General features: G+C 74.3%; 14 protein-coding genes and 1 pseudogene. 7 read left to right on the top strand and 8 right to left on the bottom strand.

All coding sequences use genetic code 11. The annotated features are described in order from the left end of the window. Window positions 1–134: 134 nt before the first annotated feature. On the top strand, window positions 135–1,460 hold the full coding sequence (locus AB0I89_RS00515) for a molybdopterin-dependent oxidoreductase (RefSeq protein ID WP_357117803.1): 1,326 nt from the start codon (window positions 135–137) through the stop codon (window positions 1,458–1,460). Continuing rightward, window positions 1,453–1,926, top strand: coding sequence for a hypothetical protein (locus tag AB0I89_RS00510; RefSeq protein WP_357117800.1), 474 nt, complete (start codon window positions 1,453–1,455; stop codon window positions 1,924–1,926). Before AB0I89_RS00515 ends, AB0I89_RS00510 begins: the two co-directional genes overlap by 8 nt. On the opposite strand, the gene AB0I89_RS00505 is transcribed toward AB0I89_RS00510, so the two are convergent. From AB0I89_RS00505 to AB0I89_RS00475, 7 genes are all read right to left on the bottom strand, one after another. Then, the gene (locus tag AB0I89_RS00505; RefSeq protein ID WP_357117797.1) at window positions 1,893–2,600 is read right to left on the bottom strand and encodes a dihydrofolate reductase family protein; all 708 of its coding nucleotides are present in this window, start codon (window positions 2,598–2,600) and stop codon (window positions 1,893–1,895) included. The genes AB0I89_RS00510 and AB0I89_RS00505 overlap by 34 nt on opposite strands. Further along, complete coding sequence (gene ribA, locus AB0I89_RS00500) at window positions 2,597–3,307, bottom strand: GTP cyclohydrolase II (RefSeq protein ID WP_357117794.1); 711 nt, start codon at window positions 3,305–3,307, stop codon at window positions 2,597–2,599. The genes AB0I89_RS00505 and ribA overlap by 4 nt, the downstream gene beginning before the upstream one ends. A gap of 58 nt (window positions 3,308–3,365) precedes the next feature. Continuing rightward, window positions 3,366–4,304: a lysylphosphatidylglycerol synthase transmembrane domain-containing protein gene (locus AB0I89_RS00495; protein ID WP_357119382.1), complete on the bottom strand. Its 939-nt coding sequence runs from the start codon at window positions 4,302–4,304 to the stop codon at window positions 3,366–3,368. A 63-nt stretch (window positions 4,305–4,367) separates the two neighbouring features. After that, window positions 4,368–5,192: a class I SAM-dependent methyltransferase gene (locus AB0I89_RS00490; protein WP_357117791.1), complete on the bottom strand. Its 825-nt coding sequence runs from the start codon at window positions 5,190–5,192 to the stop codon at window positions 4,368–4,370. Next, entirely contained in the window at window positions 5,189–6,277 is a 1,089-nt protein-coding gene (locus AB0I89_RS00485) for a glycosyltransferase family 4 protein (RefSeq protein WP_357117787.1), read from the bottom strand. The genes AB0I89_RS00490 and AB0I89_RS00485 overlap by 4 nt, the downstream gene beginning before the upstream one ends. Then, window positions 6,274–6,672: a 6-carboxytetrahydropterin synthase gene (locus AB0I89_RS00480; RefSeq protein WP_357117784.1), complete on the bottom strand. Its 399-nt coding sequence runs from the start codon at window positions 6,670–6,672 to the stop codon at window positions 6,274–6,276. Before AB0I89_RS00480 ends, AB0I89_RS00485 begins: the two co-directional genes overlap by 4 nt. Before the next feature lie 2 nt (window positions 6,673–6,674). Then, the gene (locus AB0I89_RS00475; RefSeq protein WP_357117780.1) at window positions 6,675–7,658 is read right to left on the bottom strand and encodes a dehydrogenase; all 984 of its coding nucleotides are present in this window, start codon (window positions 7,656–7,658) and stop codon (window positions 6,675–6,677) included. 93 nt (window positions 7,659–7,751) lie between these two features. Here AB0I89_RS00475 and AB0I89_RS00470 point away from each other — a divergent pair. Together AB0I89_RS00470 and AB0I89_RS00465 are read left to right on the top strand one after the other, a co-directional pair. Then, window positions 7,752–8,462: pseudogene (locus AB0I89_RS00470) on the top strand (CDP-alcohol phosphatidyltransferase family protein); the annotation flags it as partial. An 89-nt stretch (window positions 8,463–8,551) separates the two neighbouring features. After that, window positions 8,552–10,294: a sulfatase-like hydrolase/transferase gene (locus AB0I89_RS00465; protein ID WP_357117776.1), complete on the top strand. Its 1,743-nt coding sequence runs from the start codon at window positions 8,552–8,554 to the stop codon at window positions 10,292–10,294. Between the two features lie 92 nt (window positions 10,295–10,386). On the opposite strand, the gene AB0I89_RS00460 is transcribed toward AB0I89_RS00465, so the two are convergent. Further along, entirely contained in the window at window positions 10,387–10,980 is a 594-nt protein-coding gene (locus tag AB0I89_RS00460; RefSeq protein ID WP_357117773.1) for an XRE family transcriptional regulator, read from the bottom strand. A gap of 74 nt (window positions 10,981–11,054) precedes the next feature. On the opposite strand from AB0I89_RS00460, the gene AB0I89_RS00455 reads away from it, so the two are divergent. The 3 genes from AB0I89_RS00455 to AB0I89_RS00445 all read left to right on the top strand — a co-directional run bounded on the left by AB0I89_RS00455 (window position 11,055) and on the right by AB0I89_RS00445 (window position 15,363). Next, window positions 11,055–12,617: a bifunctional NAD(P)/FAD-dependent oxidoreductase/class I SAM-dependent methyltransferase gene (locus tag AB0I89_RS00455; RefSeq protein ID WP_357117770.1), complete on the top strand. Its 1,563-nt coding sequence runs from the start codon at window positions 11,055–11,057 to the stop codon at window positions 12,615–12,617. Window positions 12,618–12,825: 208 nt separating this feature from the next. After that, window positions 12,826–14,478 carry a hypothetical protein gene (locus AB0I89_RS00450; RefSeq protein WP_357117767.1) on the top strand — a complete coding sequence of 551 codons (1,653 nt, stop codon included), beginning with the start codon at window positions 12,826–12,828 and terminating at the stop codon, window positions 14,476–14,478. Window positions 14,479–14,601: 123 nt separating this feature from the next. Continuing rightward, entirely contained in the window at window positions 14,602–15,363 is a 762-nt protein-coding gene (locus AB0I89_RS00445; protein WP_357117764.1) for a methyltransferase domain-containing protein, read from the top strand. The last annotated feature ends 32 nt before the right edge of the window (window positions 15,364–15,395 follow it).

Here is a 15,395-nt window from a genome sequence, read left to right as displayed (position 1 = left end):
CTGCGGTCTAACCTGCCGGCAGTGCCCGCCACCGGCGCTCGCGCCCGGCGGGCCGACGACGGCGGGATGTGAGGACCAGGAGGGAACAGCGAGTGCCAGGAGCAAGGCCCGGCCCGGGCGACAGCGGGGCCCCGGTGTCGGACGCGGACGGCTACGGCGCGCCGCGCGGGCTCTGGCGGGGACTGGCCCGGCATCGTCCGCCGGGTGTGGACGCGGCCGAACGCGCCTGGCGCAGTCCGTTGCGCGGTCCCTGGCTCACCGCCGTCTACGGTTCGGCGCTGCTGGTGGCGCTACCACTGGTGATCATCACGGGGCTGCTCGACTACGCCGCCTACGGCCCCCGCTTCGACCAGGCGTTCCCGCAGGACGTCGGCTGGCTGCGGCTGCCGGTCTTCGACTGGCCCACGCGGCCGTCCTGGCTGTTCCGGGTCACCCAGGGCCTGCACGTGACGCTCGGGATCGTGCTCGTCCCGGTGGTGCTGGGCAAGCTGTGGTCGGTGCTGCCGAAGCTGTTCGCCTGGCCGCCGGCCCGCTCGGTGGCGCAGGTGCTGGAACGGCTCACCCTGCTGCTGCTGGTCGGCGGGATCCTGTTCCAGATCGCCACCGGCCTGCTCAACATCCAGTACTCGTACGTGTTCGGCTTCGACTTCTACACCGCCCACTACTTCGGCGCGTGGATCTTCACGGCGGCCTTCGTGGCGCACGTGATCATCAAGTTTCCCCGGTTGGTGACCGCGCTACGGTCCCGCCCGCCGGGCACCGAGCTGCGGACCACGCGCGCCGACACGCGACCCGAACCACCCGACCCGGACGGCCTGGTCGCGACCGAACCGGGCCCGGCCACGGTCAGCCGGCGTGGGGCGGTGGCCCTGGTGGGCGGCGGCGCGCTGCTGCTGGCCGTACTGACCATCGGGGAGAGCCTGGACGGTCCACTGCGGCGTACCGCGCTGCTGCTGCCTCGGGGACGACAGCCCGGCACCGGGCCGAACGGCTTCCCGGTCAACCGCACCGTCGCCGCCGCCGGCGTACGTCCCGAGCAGACCGACGCGAGCTGGCGACTGACGCTGCGCGGCGGTGGGCGAACGGTGACCCTGGACCGGCCCGGCCTGCTGGCCCTGACCCAGCACACGGCCGCGCTGCCCATCGCCTGCGTGGAGGGCTGGTCGACCCGGCAGAGGTGGACCGGCGTACGTCTTCGTGACCTGGCCGCGCTCGCCGGCGTTCCCGACCCGGTCTCGGCGCGGGTGTCGTCGCTGGAGCAGGCCGGGCTGTTCCGCACGGCGGTGCTCGCGGCCAACCAGGTCCTCGATCCCGACTCGCTGCTGGCGTTGCGGGTCAACGACGTCGACCTCTCCCCCGACCACGGCTATCCGGCCCGGGTCATCGTGCCCGCCCTGCCCGGCGTGCACTGCACCAAGTGGGTCGCCGAGATCGACTTCCGGGAGCGGACCGATGACTGAGCGCACCGCTCGGCCGCGGGCGGCCTACGGCGCGGCGCCCTGGCATCTCGCCCTGGTGACGGCGGTGATCGTGCTCGCCGGCTGGGTGGCGCTACGCCTCGCCGACGAGGCGACGTTCGGTCGGATGCTGCTCTGGTTCGTCGGCGCGGTCGTCGCGCACGACCTGGTGCTGTTCCCGGTGTACGCGAGCGTCGACCGCGTGCTGCGCGCGGCGGCACGCGGTCGCGTCGTGCTGCTCAACCACCTGCGGGTGCCGGCGCTCGGCACGGCGCTGCTGTTCCTGGTCTACGCACCCGGCATCCTGCGCTGGGGCGAGACGACCCACGAGGCGGCCACCGGCCAGACGCAGCGGCCGTACCTGCTGCGCTGGCTGGCGCTCAGCGGGGCGCTCTTCCTGCTCAGCGCGCTCGCGTACGCGCTGCGGCGTCGCCGTCAGTTGTCGGGGCAGCGCTCGGAGAGCGCGTAGCGCAGCAACACCACGTCGCCGATCTGGCGCGTCTCGGCCAGTCGGGCCCGGCGGCCCGGATGCCAGGGGAAGCGGCCCTCGTCGACGAAGCGTGGCGCCCGACGGTCGCCGACGAAGAACGGGGCGACGACCAGGTGCAGCTCGTCGGCGAGGCCGGCGGTGAGGAACTGGGCGTGGACCGTCCCGCCACCCTCGACCATCAGGCGGCGCACCCCCCGCGCCGCCAGGTCGGCCAGGACCCAGCCGAGGTCGACCGGCTCTCCCCCGTCGATGACGGTGGCCAGCTCGCCGACCCGCTCCCGGGTCTTGTCCAGGGCGCCGCTGGCGCAGTAGACCAGCCGGGTGGAGTCGCCCGCGGTGAAGAACCGCGCGGTCGGGTCGAGGTCCCCGCGCGCCGTCAGCGTCACCTTGACCGGCGAGGCGGGCTGGCCGCACGCCACCCGTTCGGTCCGCCGCGCCGCCGATCGCACCAGCAGGCGGGGGTCGTCACGGCGGACGGTGGCGGCACCGACCAGGATCGCGTCACAGCCGGCCCGGACCGCGTCGACGCGGTCGAGGTCGTCCTCGTTGGACAGCAACAGACGCTGGTCGGAGGCGTCGTCGATGTACCCGTCGATGGAGGTGGCGCAGCTCAGCAGCACGTAGGGCCGTGGCGACGCCGGCCGGCAGCTCACCGGGAGACGGGCCGGTCAGGGGTGCGGCCCGCCCGCTCCTCGGCCGCTGCGGCCTCGGCCGCTGCCTCGGCCGCCTCTGCCTCGGCCGCCTTGGCGGCCTTCGCCGCCAGGTAGTCGGCGTTGGCCGGGGAGAGGAAGACGCTGGTGGGGACGCGTTCCACGACGTCGACACCCAGCCGGGTCAACTGTTCGGCCTTGTCGGGGTTGCTGCTGAGCAGGCGTACGCGCGGCACGTCGAGCGTGGCCAGCATCTGCGCGGCGGCGGTGTAGTCGCGTTCGTCCTCGCCTCGGCCCAGCGCCACGTTGGCCTGGTAGGTGTCCAGGCCGGCATCCTGAAGGGCGTACGCGTCGAGCTTCGCGTACAGGCCGATGCCCCGGCCCTCCTGACGCAGGTAGAGCAGGAACCCGCCGGTCTCGGCGATCCGCTGCACCGCCTCCCGCAGTTGCGGCCCGCAGTCGCAGCGCTGGCTGCCGAACACGTCCCCGGTCAGGCACTCGCTGTGCGGGCGGACCAGCGGCGGCTCCCCACCGGCGGTGAGCCGGTCCAGCGCGCCGGCCCAGTCGCCCAGGCCGAGGGCGAGGTGTTCGCGACCGTCGACCAGACCTTTGAACGTGAACACCCGGACGGTGGTGGTGTAGCCGTCGGGGAACGCCAACGGCACCGTGACCTGCGTACGGACCGTGGCGACGGGCAGTGCTTCGGGCATGGGACTCCTTCGTCCGGCGCCGCGGGACGGCGGCGACGCGTACCGTTTCACCACTGAATCAACAGCCGCCGGGCGAGGCGGCTTCCCGAGCGGCGGTGGGTTCACGGGCCCGCCGGGCGAGCAGCACGGCCGCGCCGGGCAGGCTGGCCACCAGCACGAGCGCGCCGTAGACGGTGGCGGTGGCGACACCCTCGGAGGCGCTGAGACCGGCCGCGCCGAACACCCAGGCGGCCACCCCCTCGCGGGGGCCGAAGCCCGCGACGTTCAGGGGCAGGCCCATGGCCAGCAGGGCGAGCAGGGTCAGGGGCAGCAACCTCGTCAGCGGCGCGTCGGATCCGGCGGTCCGGGCCGCCACCAGGAAGGTGGCCAGGTGACCGGCGACCATCACGGCGGAGGCGACCAGCACGCCGAGCCAGGTCCGCCGGCCCAGCAGTCCGGTCCGCACGTCGGCGACGGCGGTTCGCACGCCACGCGCCCACCGGGACCGGCCGGTACCGGGCAACAACCGAGCCAGGAGTACGGCGGCCAGTCCGACCGCCACGAGCAGCGCGGCGGTGGCCGGCAGGTACGGACGCACCGGGGACGGGAACGCCGCGAGCACGACCAGGGCGACGCCCACCAGCACCACCTGACCGGCGGCACGTTCCCAGACCACCGCGCGGATACCCCGGCTGACGTCGCCGGCGTCGCGGCCGTGGCGCACCGCCCGGTGCACGTCCCCGAGCATCCCGCCGGGCAGGGTGGCGTTGAGGAACACGGCCCGGTAGCAGTGCGCCACCGCGGTCGCCAGCGGCAGCCGCACGCCCAGGCCACCGGCGACGAGACTCCACCGCCACGCGGCGCAGACCGTGGTGAGCGCGCCGATGAGCAGGGCCGCGGCCAGCGCCGGGGCGTCGATCAGCCGTACGCCGGCGAGGAACGCGCCGCCGCCCACCTGCCACAGCAGGACGGCGAGCAGGCCCACCCCGCCGACCACTCGTGCCCAGGCCCACACCATCGACGCCGGTCCTCCCTGAAGATCGTCCACTCTCTTAGTGCACGTACCCAGGGTGTGGATGGTTCATCCACCGGCCAGCAGGTCCCGGTGCTCGACCACCACGCCCAGCCGGCCGGCCGCCGCCTCGGCCAGCCGACGTCGGGCGTACGCGTCGGCCGGGCCGGCCAGGTCGGGCCGCTGCTCGCAGGCCGCGCCCAGCCAGCCCCGGAACCACTCGGCGGCCAGGTCGGCCTGCTGGGGGCCGAGTCGCCACGGGCTGGGCCGCTCGACCACGGGCACGCCCCGCCGGGCGAACGCGGCGGCGGTGACGGCGGCGGCGTCCGGGCCGAGCAACCGACGGCCGTCGACGGTACGCCGCTGGTGCGCGTTGAACGCCTCCTCGACCGCGGCGTCGAGCGGGTCCTCGGGAGTGAGCCGGACCCGTCCGGTCACCGAGACCGCGAACAGGGCGGGGCGGCCGGCGTCCACACAGGCCGTGACCACCCGCTCGACCTCCTCGGCGGTCAACATGTCCAGCAGCGCGGACGCGGTGACCAGCGCGCCGTCGGACAGCTCGGCGGCGGTGAGCCGGGTCAGGTCGCCGCAGCGGGTGTGGACGGTGACCGGCGCTCCGTCGGCGGCGGTCACCCCGGCCATGCTGTCGGCGGCGCGGGCCAGCAGGTCGGCGTCCCGGTCGTGCAGCACCCACCGCTGCGGTCCGCTGAGCCGGGCGGCGAGCCAGCGGCTCATCGAACCGGTGCCGCTGCCCAGGTCGTGGATCACGACCGGGTCGTGGCCGGCCAGTCGGGGTCGGACGGCGTCCAGCAGGTCGTCGGCGCGGGCCGCCGCGTCGGCCGGCTCCCGCAGACGCAGCCAGTCGGCGAACGGCAGGGTCTCCTCGACGGTCACCCCGTCACCTCCTCCAGCACGGTGGCCAGGCGCGCGGTCGTCACCGGCCAGTCGGACAGGGTGTCGCGGCGGGCGAGCGCGGCGCGCCGCAGCCGGGACCGCAGTTCGTCGTCGCCCAGCCACCGGCTCAGCGCGCCGGCCAGGGCAGCCGGATCGTCCGGCGGGACCAGCAGACCGGGCACGACGCCGTCGGGGGCGCGACCCAGCGCCTCGGGCAGGCCCCCCACGTCGGTGCCCAGCACCGGCACGCCACGCGCGAGGGCCTCGGTGACGACCATCCCGTACGTCTCGCCCCGCGAGGGCAGGACCAGCAGGTCGGCGGCGGCGTACGCGGCGTCGAGCGCCGGGCCGGTCAGCGGGCCGGCCAGTCGGACCCGTTCCGCCAGGCCGGCGCCGGCGAGCCGGTCGCGCAGCTGGCACACCAGCTCGGGTTCCCGGGTCAGGGTGCCGGCGCAGACCAGCGTCCACGGCGTCTCGGCCAGCACGCACAGGGCGTCGACCAGCAGGTCGTGACCCTTGTGACGGGTGACCGCGGCGACGCAGAGCAACCGGTCACCGGTTGCGCTGCCGGGATTCGTCACCGGAGCGGGCGTCACCCCGGGCGGCGCGACGTGGACGCGCTCGGCGGGCAACGCATGGCGGGCCAGCAGCCGGCGGCGGGTCCACCCGCTGGTGGTGACGACGGCTCGGGCGGTGGCCAGCGCACGACCCTCGGCCTCGTCGTCGAGCGGCATGTGCACCAGCGGGACGAGGCGCAGCCGGGTCGCGTGCGGGGCGAGCAGCTCCGGCACCGTCGAGGCGATCAGGCCGTCGACGAGCACCACGGCGTCGTCCGCCGTGGTGGCGAGCAGCCGGGCCAGCGCTGCCCGGTCGGCCGGGTCGGGGTGCGGCCACGCGCCGGGTACCGGGTGCTCGTGCACCGTCCACCCACGCTCGGCGAGCCCGGCGCAGACCCGCCGGTCGTACGTGTTGCCACCGCTGGGCGTGCCCGGGTCGTCGATGTCCCCCGGCAGGACGACGTGCACCGCACGTCGGCGCGCGGCGGCGGGGGCGGGGGCCGGCGGCGGCCGGCCCGCGTCGGTCACAGCGACCGCTCGTAGCTGGCCCAGGCGACGTGTGACTCGTGCAGGGTGACGGTGATACCGGCCAGCTCCCGGGCACCGGCCCCCAGGTCGCCGGCGTGTACCCGCTCGGCCAGTCGGTCGGCGACGGTACGGGCGAGCACCTCCGTGGTGGTGTTCGTGCCGGCGAACGCGGGCTCGTCGTCGAGGTTGCGGTAGGACAGCTCCCCCACCACGGCCCGGAGCTGCTCGGTGGCGAGGCCGATGTCCACGACGATGCCGTCGGCGTCCAGGTCGGGCCGGCGGAACGTCGCGTCCACCACGAACGTCGCCCCGTGCAGGCGCTGGGCCGGGCCGAACACCTCGCCCCGGAAACTGTGGGCGATCATCATGTGATCCCGAACGGTCACGCTGAACATGGTCACTCCCCGTCGTCGTAGGTGATGAGGTGGCAGAGCGCGGGCAGGTCACCCGAACTCAGTCGGGCGAGTACGTCGGGTAGCTCCGTGAACCGGGACGCGCCGGTGATCAGCGCGTCGAACGCCGGGTCGTCGAGCAGGTCCAGGGCCAGCGCCAACCGGTCGGTGTAACTGCGACGACCGCGCCGCGCGGGCGCGACCATGCCGACCTGGCTGCTGCGCACGGTGAGCCGTCCGGAGTGGAACGCCCCACCGAGGGACACCTGCACCTGGCGGTCGCCGTACCAGCTCAGCTCGACCACCGTGCCCTCGGGCGCGAGCAGGTCCAGCGCCTGTTGCAGGCCGGCGGACGTGGCGCTGGCGTGCACCACCAGGTCCCGGTCGCCGGTCGCGTCGGCGGGTCGGGCGAACCGGACGCCGAGCGCCCCGGCCACCCCGGCCCGGCGGGCGTCGGTGTCGACCAGCTCGACGTCCACACCGGGGAACCGCGCCACCAGCGCCGCGACGCAGCAGCCCACCATGCCCGCGCCGATCACGCTGACCCGGTCGCCGAGCAGGGGCGCGGCGTCCCACAGGGCGTTCACGGCGGTCTCCACCGTGCCGGCGAGCACGGCGCGGGCGGGCGGCACGTCGTCGGGCACCGGCACCACGGCGGTCGCCGGCACGACGTACGCGCTCTGGTGCGGGTGCAGGCAGAACACCGTACGCCCGAGCAGTTCCGGCGGGCCCTGTTCGACCACGCCGACGCTGAGGTAGCCGTACTTGACCGGGCCGGGGAAGTCGCCCTCCTGGAACGGGGCGCGCATCGCCGCGTACTGGTCGGCGGGCACCCGACCGCCGAACACCAGCGTCTCGGTGCCCCGGCTGACCCCGGAGTAGCGCGCGCGGACCAGCACGTCGTCGGGGCCCGGGGCGGGCAGTGGCACCGGCCGGATCTCCGCCGCGCCGGGCTCGCGCACCCAGCAGGCGTACGCCTCGCGGTTCACCCTCGTACACCTCACCTTTTGTCCCGGTCGAACCGAACGGCCCTGATTTCCGTGTTCCCTGTCGGGGTCGTCGATCATAAACACGGAGGTACGGTGCCCACAGTTCGAAGCGGCCCGGTGATCGGGCTCACCGCACAACTGGTCGTGCTGGCGACGCTGGCCGCCACCGTGGGTCTGGACACGGCGGGTTGGCTGGCCGGCGTCGGCTACGCGGCGGTCACCTGTCTCGCGTTGAGCCGGGGCCTGCACCTGTCCGGCGCGTCCCGCCTCGGCCCCGCCGACCGGGTGACGTTGGCCCGGGGCGTCCTGGTCGGCGCGGTCACCGCGCTGGTCGTGGACTCGTTCGACCGCCCGACGCCGGTGGGGCTGCTGGTCGCGTTGAGCGCGGTGGCCCTGCTGCTGGACGCCGTGGACGGCCAGGTCGCCCGGCGCACCGGCACCGCCAGCGCCCTGGGGGCGCGCTTCGACATGGAGGTCGACGCGTTCCTCATCCTGGTCCTCAGCGTCTACGTCGCCCCGGCGGCCGGAAGTTGGGTGCTGGCCATCGGCGCGATGCGGTACGCCTTCGTCGCGGCGAGCGCGGTCCTGCCCTGGCTGCGGGGCACGTTGCCGCCGCGCTTCTGGCGCAAGGTGGTGGCCGCCGCCCAGGGAGTGCTGTTGACGGTGGCGGCCGCGCGGGCGCTGCCGGAGCCGTGGACCACGCTGGTCCTGGTGGCGGCGTTGGCGCTGCTGGTCGAGTCGTTCGGCCGGGACGTGGCCTGGCTGTGGCGTCGCCGCCCGGCGCCCCGGCCGGCTCGCCCGCTGCTGCCGGTGCCCACGCCGACGCTCCCGGTGCCCCGGCCCGCGCTGGCGGCGCGCTCCGGCGGTACGGTCCACTCCGACTGGAGGCCCCGATGACCCTCGCACCTCGGCGACGCCGGCTCGCCGACCGGTTGCGCGGGTGCTCCGCGTCGACCGGCGACGCCGCTGGTCGTACTCCCGTGGTGTCGCCCGCGTCGCGCGGCCCGGCGCGGCGGGCGCTGCGGGGGGCGGGCACGGTGCTGGCGGTCCTGCTGGTGTACGTGGTCCTGGTCGGACCGGACCGCCTCGGTGAGCTGACCCCCGGCGCGCTCGTGCGGATCCCGTTGGAGGGTCTGCTGGTGGCCGCGCTGCTGCTGGCGCTGCCGGCGCGACCACGACGGATGGTGGTGGCCGTGCTCGGGCCGCTGCTCGGCCTGCTGGCCATCGTGAAACTCGCCGACCTGGGGTTCCGCACGGCCCTCGACCGCCCGTTCGACCTGGTGCTGGACTGGCTGTTGCTGGACGACGCGTTCGGCTTCGTCCGGGACTCGGCGGGGCGGGTCGGCGCGCTCGGCGCGCTGGTCGGCGTCGTGCTGCTGATCGGAGCGCTGCTGGTCGTGGTGACCGTGGCACTGCGGCGGCTGGCGTCGCTGCTGGTGGACCACGAGCGGACGGCGACGCGGGCGGTGGCCGCGCTGACGGTCGTCTGGGTGGTCTGCGCCGTCGCCGGGGCGCGGATCGTCCCGGGTGTGCCGGTGGCCGACGCCGGGACCACCGCGCTGGTGGGCGCGCACGCCGAGCAGGTGGACGCGCGGCTGCACGACGGGAGCCGGTTCACCGCCCAGATCGACGCCGACCCGTTCCAGGACGCCCCGGGCGAGCAGTTGCTGACCGGGCTGCGCGGCAAGGACGTCGTCCTGGCCTTCGTGGAGAGCTATGGGCGCGACGCCGTCGAGGACCCGGAGTTGGCGCCGCAGGTCAACGAGGTGCTGGACGCCGGGACCGCGAGCCTGCGCGCTGCCGGGTACGGCTCACGCAGCGGCTTTCTCACCTCCCCCACGTTCGGCGGCGGTAGTTGGTTGGCGCACGACACCCTGCTGTCGGGTCTGTGGACGGACAACGAGCAGCGGCACCGCAGTCTGCTGGCCAGCGACCGGCTCACCCTCAACGGCGCGTTCCGCCGGGCCGGCTGGCAGACCGTCGGGGTGCTGCCGGCGGCGACCCAACCCTGGCCGGAGAAGGACTTCTTCTCGTACGACCGCTACTACGACACCGAGGCGCTCGGCTACCGGGGCCCGAAGTTCGCCTACGCGCCGATGCCCGACCAGTACACGCTGTCCTTCTTCCAGCGGCACGTGCGCGCCGACGCGGACCGTCCGATCATGGCGGAGATCCCGCTGATCTCCAGCCACTCGCCGTGGACGGCGGTGCCCCGCATGATCGGCTGGGACGCGGTCGGCGACGGCTCGGTCTACCACGGCGACGCCGGGGCGAAGGACGGCGGTAAGGACGACCGGGACACCGGCCGGGTACGGGCCGGCTACCGGCAGGCGATCGCCTACTCGCTCCAGTCGCTGATCTCCTACGTGCAGACCTACGGCGACGACGATCTGGTGCTGGTCTTCCTGGGCGACCACCAGCCCGCTCCGGTGGTGACCGGCGAGGGCGCGAGCCGGGACGTGCCGATCACGATCGTCGCCCGGGACCCGAAGGTCCTCGAACAGATCACCGGGTGGGGCTGGCAGGACGGCCTGCGGCCGGGTCCACAGGCGCCGGTGTGGCCGATGGACTCCTTCCGCGACCGGTTCCTGACCGCCTTCGGGTCGTCGACGCCGCCGTTGGCCGCACCCCGCTGAGCTATTCGGACCTACGCATGATCGACCCGAGGTCGCCGATGTCGGGGTGTTCAGCTGGCAGGGAAACCGCGACATCGCCGATGTCGTGATGATCATCGTTCGTCGGACGCGGCGGGGCGGGCGCGGACGTGCAGCCGCTCCCCCTGCGGCCCGAAGAGGCTGAGCGCCTCGGCGGTGCCCGGCCCGGGGTTCATGATCAGGTGCGGGATGCGGGTGTCGAACTCGGCGACCTCCCCGTGCGTCAGGATCAGGTCGCGGTCACCGAGCACCAGGCGCAGTCGACCCGAGAGCACGTACAGCCACTCGTACCCCTCGTGGACCTGCGGGGTTCGTCCCCCGGCGGTCGGATCCGGCGGGAAGATCTGCTTGAACGCCTGCAGGCCGCCCGGACGGCGGGTCAGCGGCAGGTGCGTCACGCCGTGGATCACGATCGGCTTGGGGCGTACGCGGGGGTCGCCGGTGGCCGGGGCATCCACCAGCTCGTCCAGGGCCACCTGGTAGGCGCGGGCCAGCGGAAGCAGCAGCTCCAGGGTGGGCCGGCGGCTGCCGGACTCGAGCCGGGACAGGGTGCTCACCGAGATGCCGGTCAGGTCGGCGAGCTGGGTCAGCGTGGTGCCGCGCTGGTGGCGCAGAGCCCGCAACCGGGGGCCGACGGCGGCCAGCGCGGCGTTGTCGTCGTTTGCCATAACGGCAACGATACTTGCCATCCTGGTGGCGGCGACGGATGGTGGGCTCAACCGACGAAGAGGGAGACATTCCGGTGGACGAGACGTACGACGTGGTGGTGGTGGGCGGTGGCGCGGCCGGGCTCAGCGGCGCTCTGGCGCTGAGCCGCGCGCGGCGGTCGGTGCTGGTGATCGACTCGGGGGAGCCGCGCAACGCGCCCGCCGACCGCGTGCACAACTACCTGGGCCGGGAGGGGACGCCGCCGGCCGAGCTGATCGCCGCCGGACGCGACGAGGTGGCCGGGTACGGCGGGCAGTTCCGCGACGGCCGGGTCCGTACCGTGACAAGGGAGGACGACGGCTTCCGGATCGCCCTCGACGACGGCGACGCGGTGCGGGCCCGCCGGCTCCTGGTGGCCACCGGGCTCACCGACGAGCTGCCCGACGTGCCCGGGGTGGCGCAGCGGTGGGGTCGCGACGTGCTGCACTGCCCGTACTGCCACGGCTGGGAGGTCCGGGACCGGCGGATCGGCATCCTGGCGACCGGGCCGATGGCCGTGCACCAGGCCGAGATGTGGCGGCAGTGGTCCTCCGACGTGCTGCTCCTGCTGCACGACGCGCCAACCCCGGACGAGGAGACGGCCGAACGGCTCGCCGCCCGGAGCATCCCGGTGGTACCCGGTCCGATCGCCGCGCTCGAGGTGACCGGGGACGCGCTCAGCGGTGTCCGGCTCGCCGACGGCCGCGTCGTGGCGCTCGACGCCGTCGTGGTCGCCACCCGCACGTCGCCCCGCGCCGACCTGCTCGTGGGGCTGGGTCTCGCCCCGGAGGAGGTGACGATGGGCGGGCACGTGGTGGGCACCCAGATCCCCGCCGACGCCACCGGCGCGACGACCGTGCCGGGCGTCTGGGTCGCCGGCAACGTGGCCGACCTGCGTGGTCAGGTCATCACGTCCGCCGCCGCCGGGCTCATGGCCGGGGCGGCGATCAACGCCGACCTCATCGCCGAGGAGACCCGGGACGCGGTGACCGCGTACCGGCAGTTGGTCGCCACGACCTTCGAGGAGCCGGCCTGGGAGGAGCGGTACCTGTCGAAGCCGGCGGTGTGGAGTGGCCGCCCGAACCCGCAACTGGTCGCCGAGACCGCCGATCTCAGCCCCGGGCGGGCACTGGACGTGGGCAGCGGTGAGGGCGCCGACGCGGTGTGGCTGGCCGAGCGGGGTTGGCAGGTGACGGCCGTGGACATCTCGACCACCGCCCTGGGTCGGGCCGCCGAGCACGCCGAGGCCGCCGGAGTCGGTCACCGGATCGAGTTCCTCCACGCCGACCTGCGCGACAAGCCGCCCGCTGAGGAGGCCTACGACCTGGTGACCGCGCAGTACATGCACCTGCCCCCGACGCAGCGGCGGGAGTTGTTCGCCCACCTGGCCGCCGCGGTGGCCCCGGGCGGCGCACTGCTGATCGTGGGCCACCACCCGATGGACCTGTGGACGTCGAGCCACCGGATGCACATGCCGGACATGATGTACACCGCCGAGGACGTCGCCGCCGACCTGGACCCAACCCACTGGCAAGTCCAAACCACCGCAACCCGCTCCCGCCCCGGCCCGCACGACATGGTCCACCACGACGCGGTCCTGCTGGCCCGCCGCCGCTAACCCACCCCCCCCAACCCGTCACCGTCGATCATGGAGTCGTGGTGAATGACAAGAGCCGCCAATCAGGGCCTTCCGGGCACCACGACTCCATGATCGGCGAATGAGGGGTGCGTGCCTTCGCACGGGGGTGGGCTCGGCGGTAGCGTTGCGCCACACTCACGGCCCGCAGGGCGGTTGACCTTGCGCCCGACCGTACGGAGGATGGTGCATGTCCATCGGCGCTGAGCCGCTCGCAACACGCGACGATGCGGCCTCGCGGCCGAGCTTCGAGCTCGCCCTGCGCGGCTACGACAAACGCCAGGTGGACCGGCACCTGGAGCAGCTCGACGGGCAGATCGCCATGCTCAGCGGCGAGCACGGGCGGTCGGCGGTACGGGTGCGTGAGCTGACCGCCGAGGTGCAGCGGCTGCGGGCCGAGCTGGCCGAGATGCACGAGCAGCCGGTTCAGGTGGACCGCGCCTCGTTCCAGGATCTGGGCCCGATGGTGGGCGAGATACTGACCCTCGCCGAGAAGCAGGCCGCCCTCATCACCGAGTCGGCCGCCGACCGCGCCAACGAGCTGCGCACCGAGGCGGAGCGAATCCTCGCCGACACCCGTGAGCGGGCCGCGCAGGCACGACAGGACCTGTCCGAGGAGGTGGCCGCGCGGCGCAGCGAGCAGGAGCAGGCGTACGAGGAGCGCCGCGCCGTGGCCGAGGCCGAGTTGACGGCGATCCGGGAACGCGCCGAGCAGTTGCGCGCCGACGGTGAGGCCGCGCACGAACGCGCCCAGCACGAGGCGAAGCGCATCACCGAGCAGAGCGCGCAGCAGCTCAACCAGACCCGGGTGGCTGCCGACGCGCTGATGAAGTCGGCGCGTACGCAGATCCAGCAGGAGGTCCAGGCGGCCCGCGCCAAGAACCAGCAGGAGATGGCGCAGTGGCAGGCCGGCGTGGAGCGCGAGGTCGCCGAGTGGCGCAGCGCCGCCGAGCAGGAGATCGCCGAGTTGCAGGCGGCCTCGCAGGAGGAGCTGGCCGAGCAGCGCAGCTCCACCGAGCAGCAGATCGCCGCGCTGCTCGCCGAGGCGCAGCAGCACGTGACCGAGCTGCGGAACCGGGCCGACGAGCAGGCCGCCAGCCACCAGGAGCAGTTGACCGCGCTCCAGCAGGAGATCGAGGAGCGCCGGGAGGAGTCGGCCCAACTGCACGCCGAGTTGGAGACCGCCCAGCAGCAGCTCGCCGAGGTCCGCCAGGAGGGTGAGACCCTGGAGAACGAGCTGTCCCGGATGCAGCAACGGCTGAGCGAGGTGCGTCGCGACCTGACCGCCGAGGCGACCCGGCTCGACGAGGCCCGGCGGGCCGGCGACTCCGCCGAGCGGCACGCCAAGGAGGTTCGTGCCCGGGTGCAGCGGGAGGCGAAGCGGGTGGCCGACCTGGCCGCCGCCGCCGTGATGGCCGCCGCTGCCGGTGGTACGGAGACGGCCGAGTATCCGATGGTCGGTCCACGGTCGAGTCGCGCCGCCGCCGACCCGATCCCGGTCGACCGGGGCGCGGGCGACGGCGCCGAGACCGGGCGGGCCGACGTCGAGGGCGCCGGTGACGACGAGGCCGAGCAGGCGCGCGTCGAGGCGGACCGGGCCGGTACCGACGAGACCGGCGACGAGGCGGTCCACGCCGATGCCGCGCACGCCGACGACGACCGGGCCGACGACGACCGGGCCGATGGCGAGCGTCCGGCAGGCACGCCGCTGCGATACCCGGTGGGGCCGGCCGACCGCACGCCCACCCACGAGCCCATCTTCACCCGGCCCGACGCTCCGACGCCCGTACCGTTCCTGGCCTTCGGGCAACCGGTCAGCGACAACGGCACCGCCCGGCACTGACCGGTCGTCCGGGCCCGGGGCGCGTACGCTCTCCGGGCCCGGTACGACCAGGGTTCGACGATCTTCACCGAACCCACACACCGGCTGCGCCGCACGCCCACGAGTCGATGGTGGGATGGGCGGATGAGCCAGCTCACGAGTGCGGACCGGATCGCGTACCTGGACACGGCCGCGGCCACCCCGATCGGTCGCGACTACAAGAGGCGTGCCGTCGACGCTCTCGACCTGCGGCCGGGGCACTGCGTGGTGGACGTCGGCTGCGGGCCAGGCACCGACCTGGGGAGGTTGGCCGATGCGGTCCGGGCCGACGGCCTGGTGGTCGGCGTCGACCGTGACCCGAGGATGCTCGCGGAGGCGGGTCGGCGGCTGGCCGACCGGCCGCGGATCGACCTGCGCGTGGGCGACGCCCACGCGCTTCCGTTGGACGACATCAGCATGGACAGGGCCCGGATCGATCGCGTCCTGATGCACGTGGAGGATCCCGCGGCGGCGTTGGCCGAGGTCCGCCGGGTGCTGCGCCCGGCGGGTGTGCTCGTGGTGACCGAGCCGGACTGGGACACCCTGGCCGTCGCCGACGAGGACGTGGCCACGAGCCGCCGCTTCGCCCGGTTCGTGGCGGGGCGGGTGCGGAATCCGACCGTCGGTCGAGAGCTGGTCCGGTTGTCGGCGCGAGTTGGCCTGCGGGTGCGATCGGTCGAGGCGATCGCCGTCGTCTTCGAGGACTTCGGCACGGCCGATCAGATCCTGGGGCTGCGGCGCAACTCCGCCCGTGCGGTGGCGGCTGGCGAGATGGTCGACCGGGAGGTCCGGCCGTGGCTTCGCCGTCTTGCCGCCGGTCCGCTGCTGGCGAGCTTCACCCTCTACCTGGTCACGGCCGAGGCCTGACGACCAACGGCCACCCCTCGCCGCCCTGGTAC

Source organism: Micromonospora sp. NPDC049801 (assembly GCF_040656575.1).
GTDB lineage: Bacteria > Actinomycetota > Actinomycetes > Mycobacteriales > Micromonosporaceae > Micromonospora.
The sequence above is the reverse complement of the archived record's forward strand: the minus strand, read 5'-3'. Positions and strand labels throughout refer to the sequence as shown.

Coding starts and splice junctions, on each gene's coding strand:
- AB0I89_RS00445 (WP_357117764.1), top strand. CDS start 14,602: ATGAGCCAGCTCACGAGTGCGGACCGGATCGCGTACCTGGACACGGCC.
- AB0I89_RS00450 (WP_357117767.1), top strand. CDS start 12,826: ATGTCCATCGGCGCTGAGCCGCTCGCAACACGCGACGATGCGGCCTCG.
- AB0I89_RS00465 (WP_357117776.1), top strand. CDS start 8,552: ATGACCCTCGCACCTCGGCGACGCCGGCTCGCCGACCGGTTGCGCGGG.
- ribA (WP_357117794.1), bottom strand. CDS start 3,307: ATGCCCGAAGCACTGCCCGTCGCCACGGTCCGTACGCAGGTCACGGTG.
- AB0I89_RS00510 (WP_357117800.1), top strand. CDS start 1,453: ATGACTGAGCGCACCGCTCGGCCGCGGGCGGCCTACGGCGCGGCGCCC.
- AB0I89_RS00460 (WP_357117773.1), bottom strand. CDS start 10,980: ATGGCAAACGACGACAACGCCGCGCTGGCCGCCGTCGGCCCCCGGTTG.
- AB0I89_RS00495 (WP_357119382.1), bottom strand. CDS start 4,304: ATGGTGTGGGCCTGGGCACGAGTGGTCGGCGGGGTGGGCCTGCTCGCC.
- AB0I89_RS00480 (WP_357117784.1), bottom strand. CDS start 6,672: ATGTTCAGCGTGACCGTTCGGGATCACATGATGATCGCCCACAGTTTC.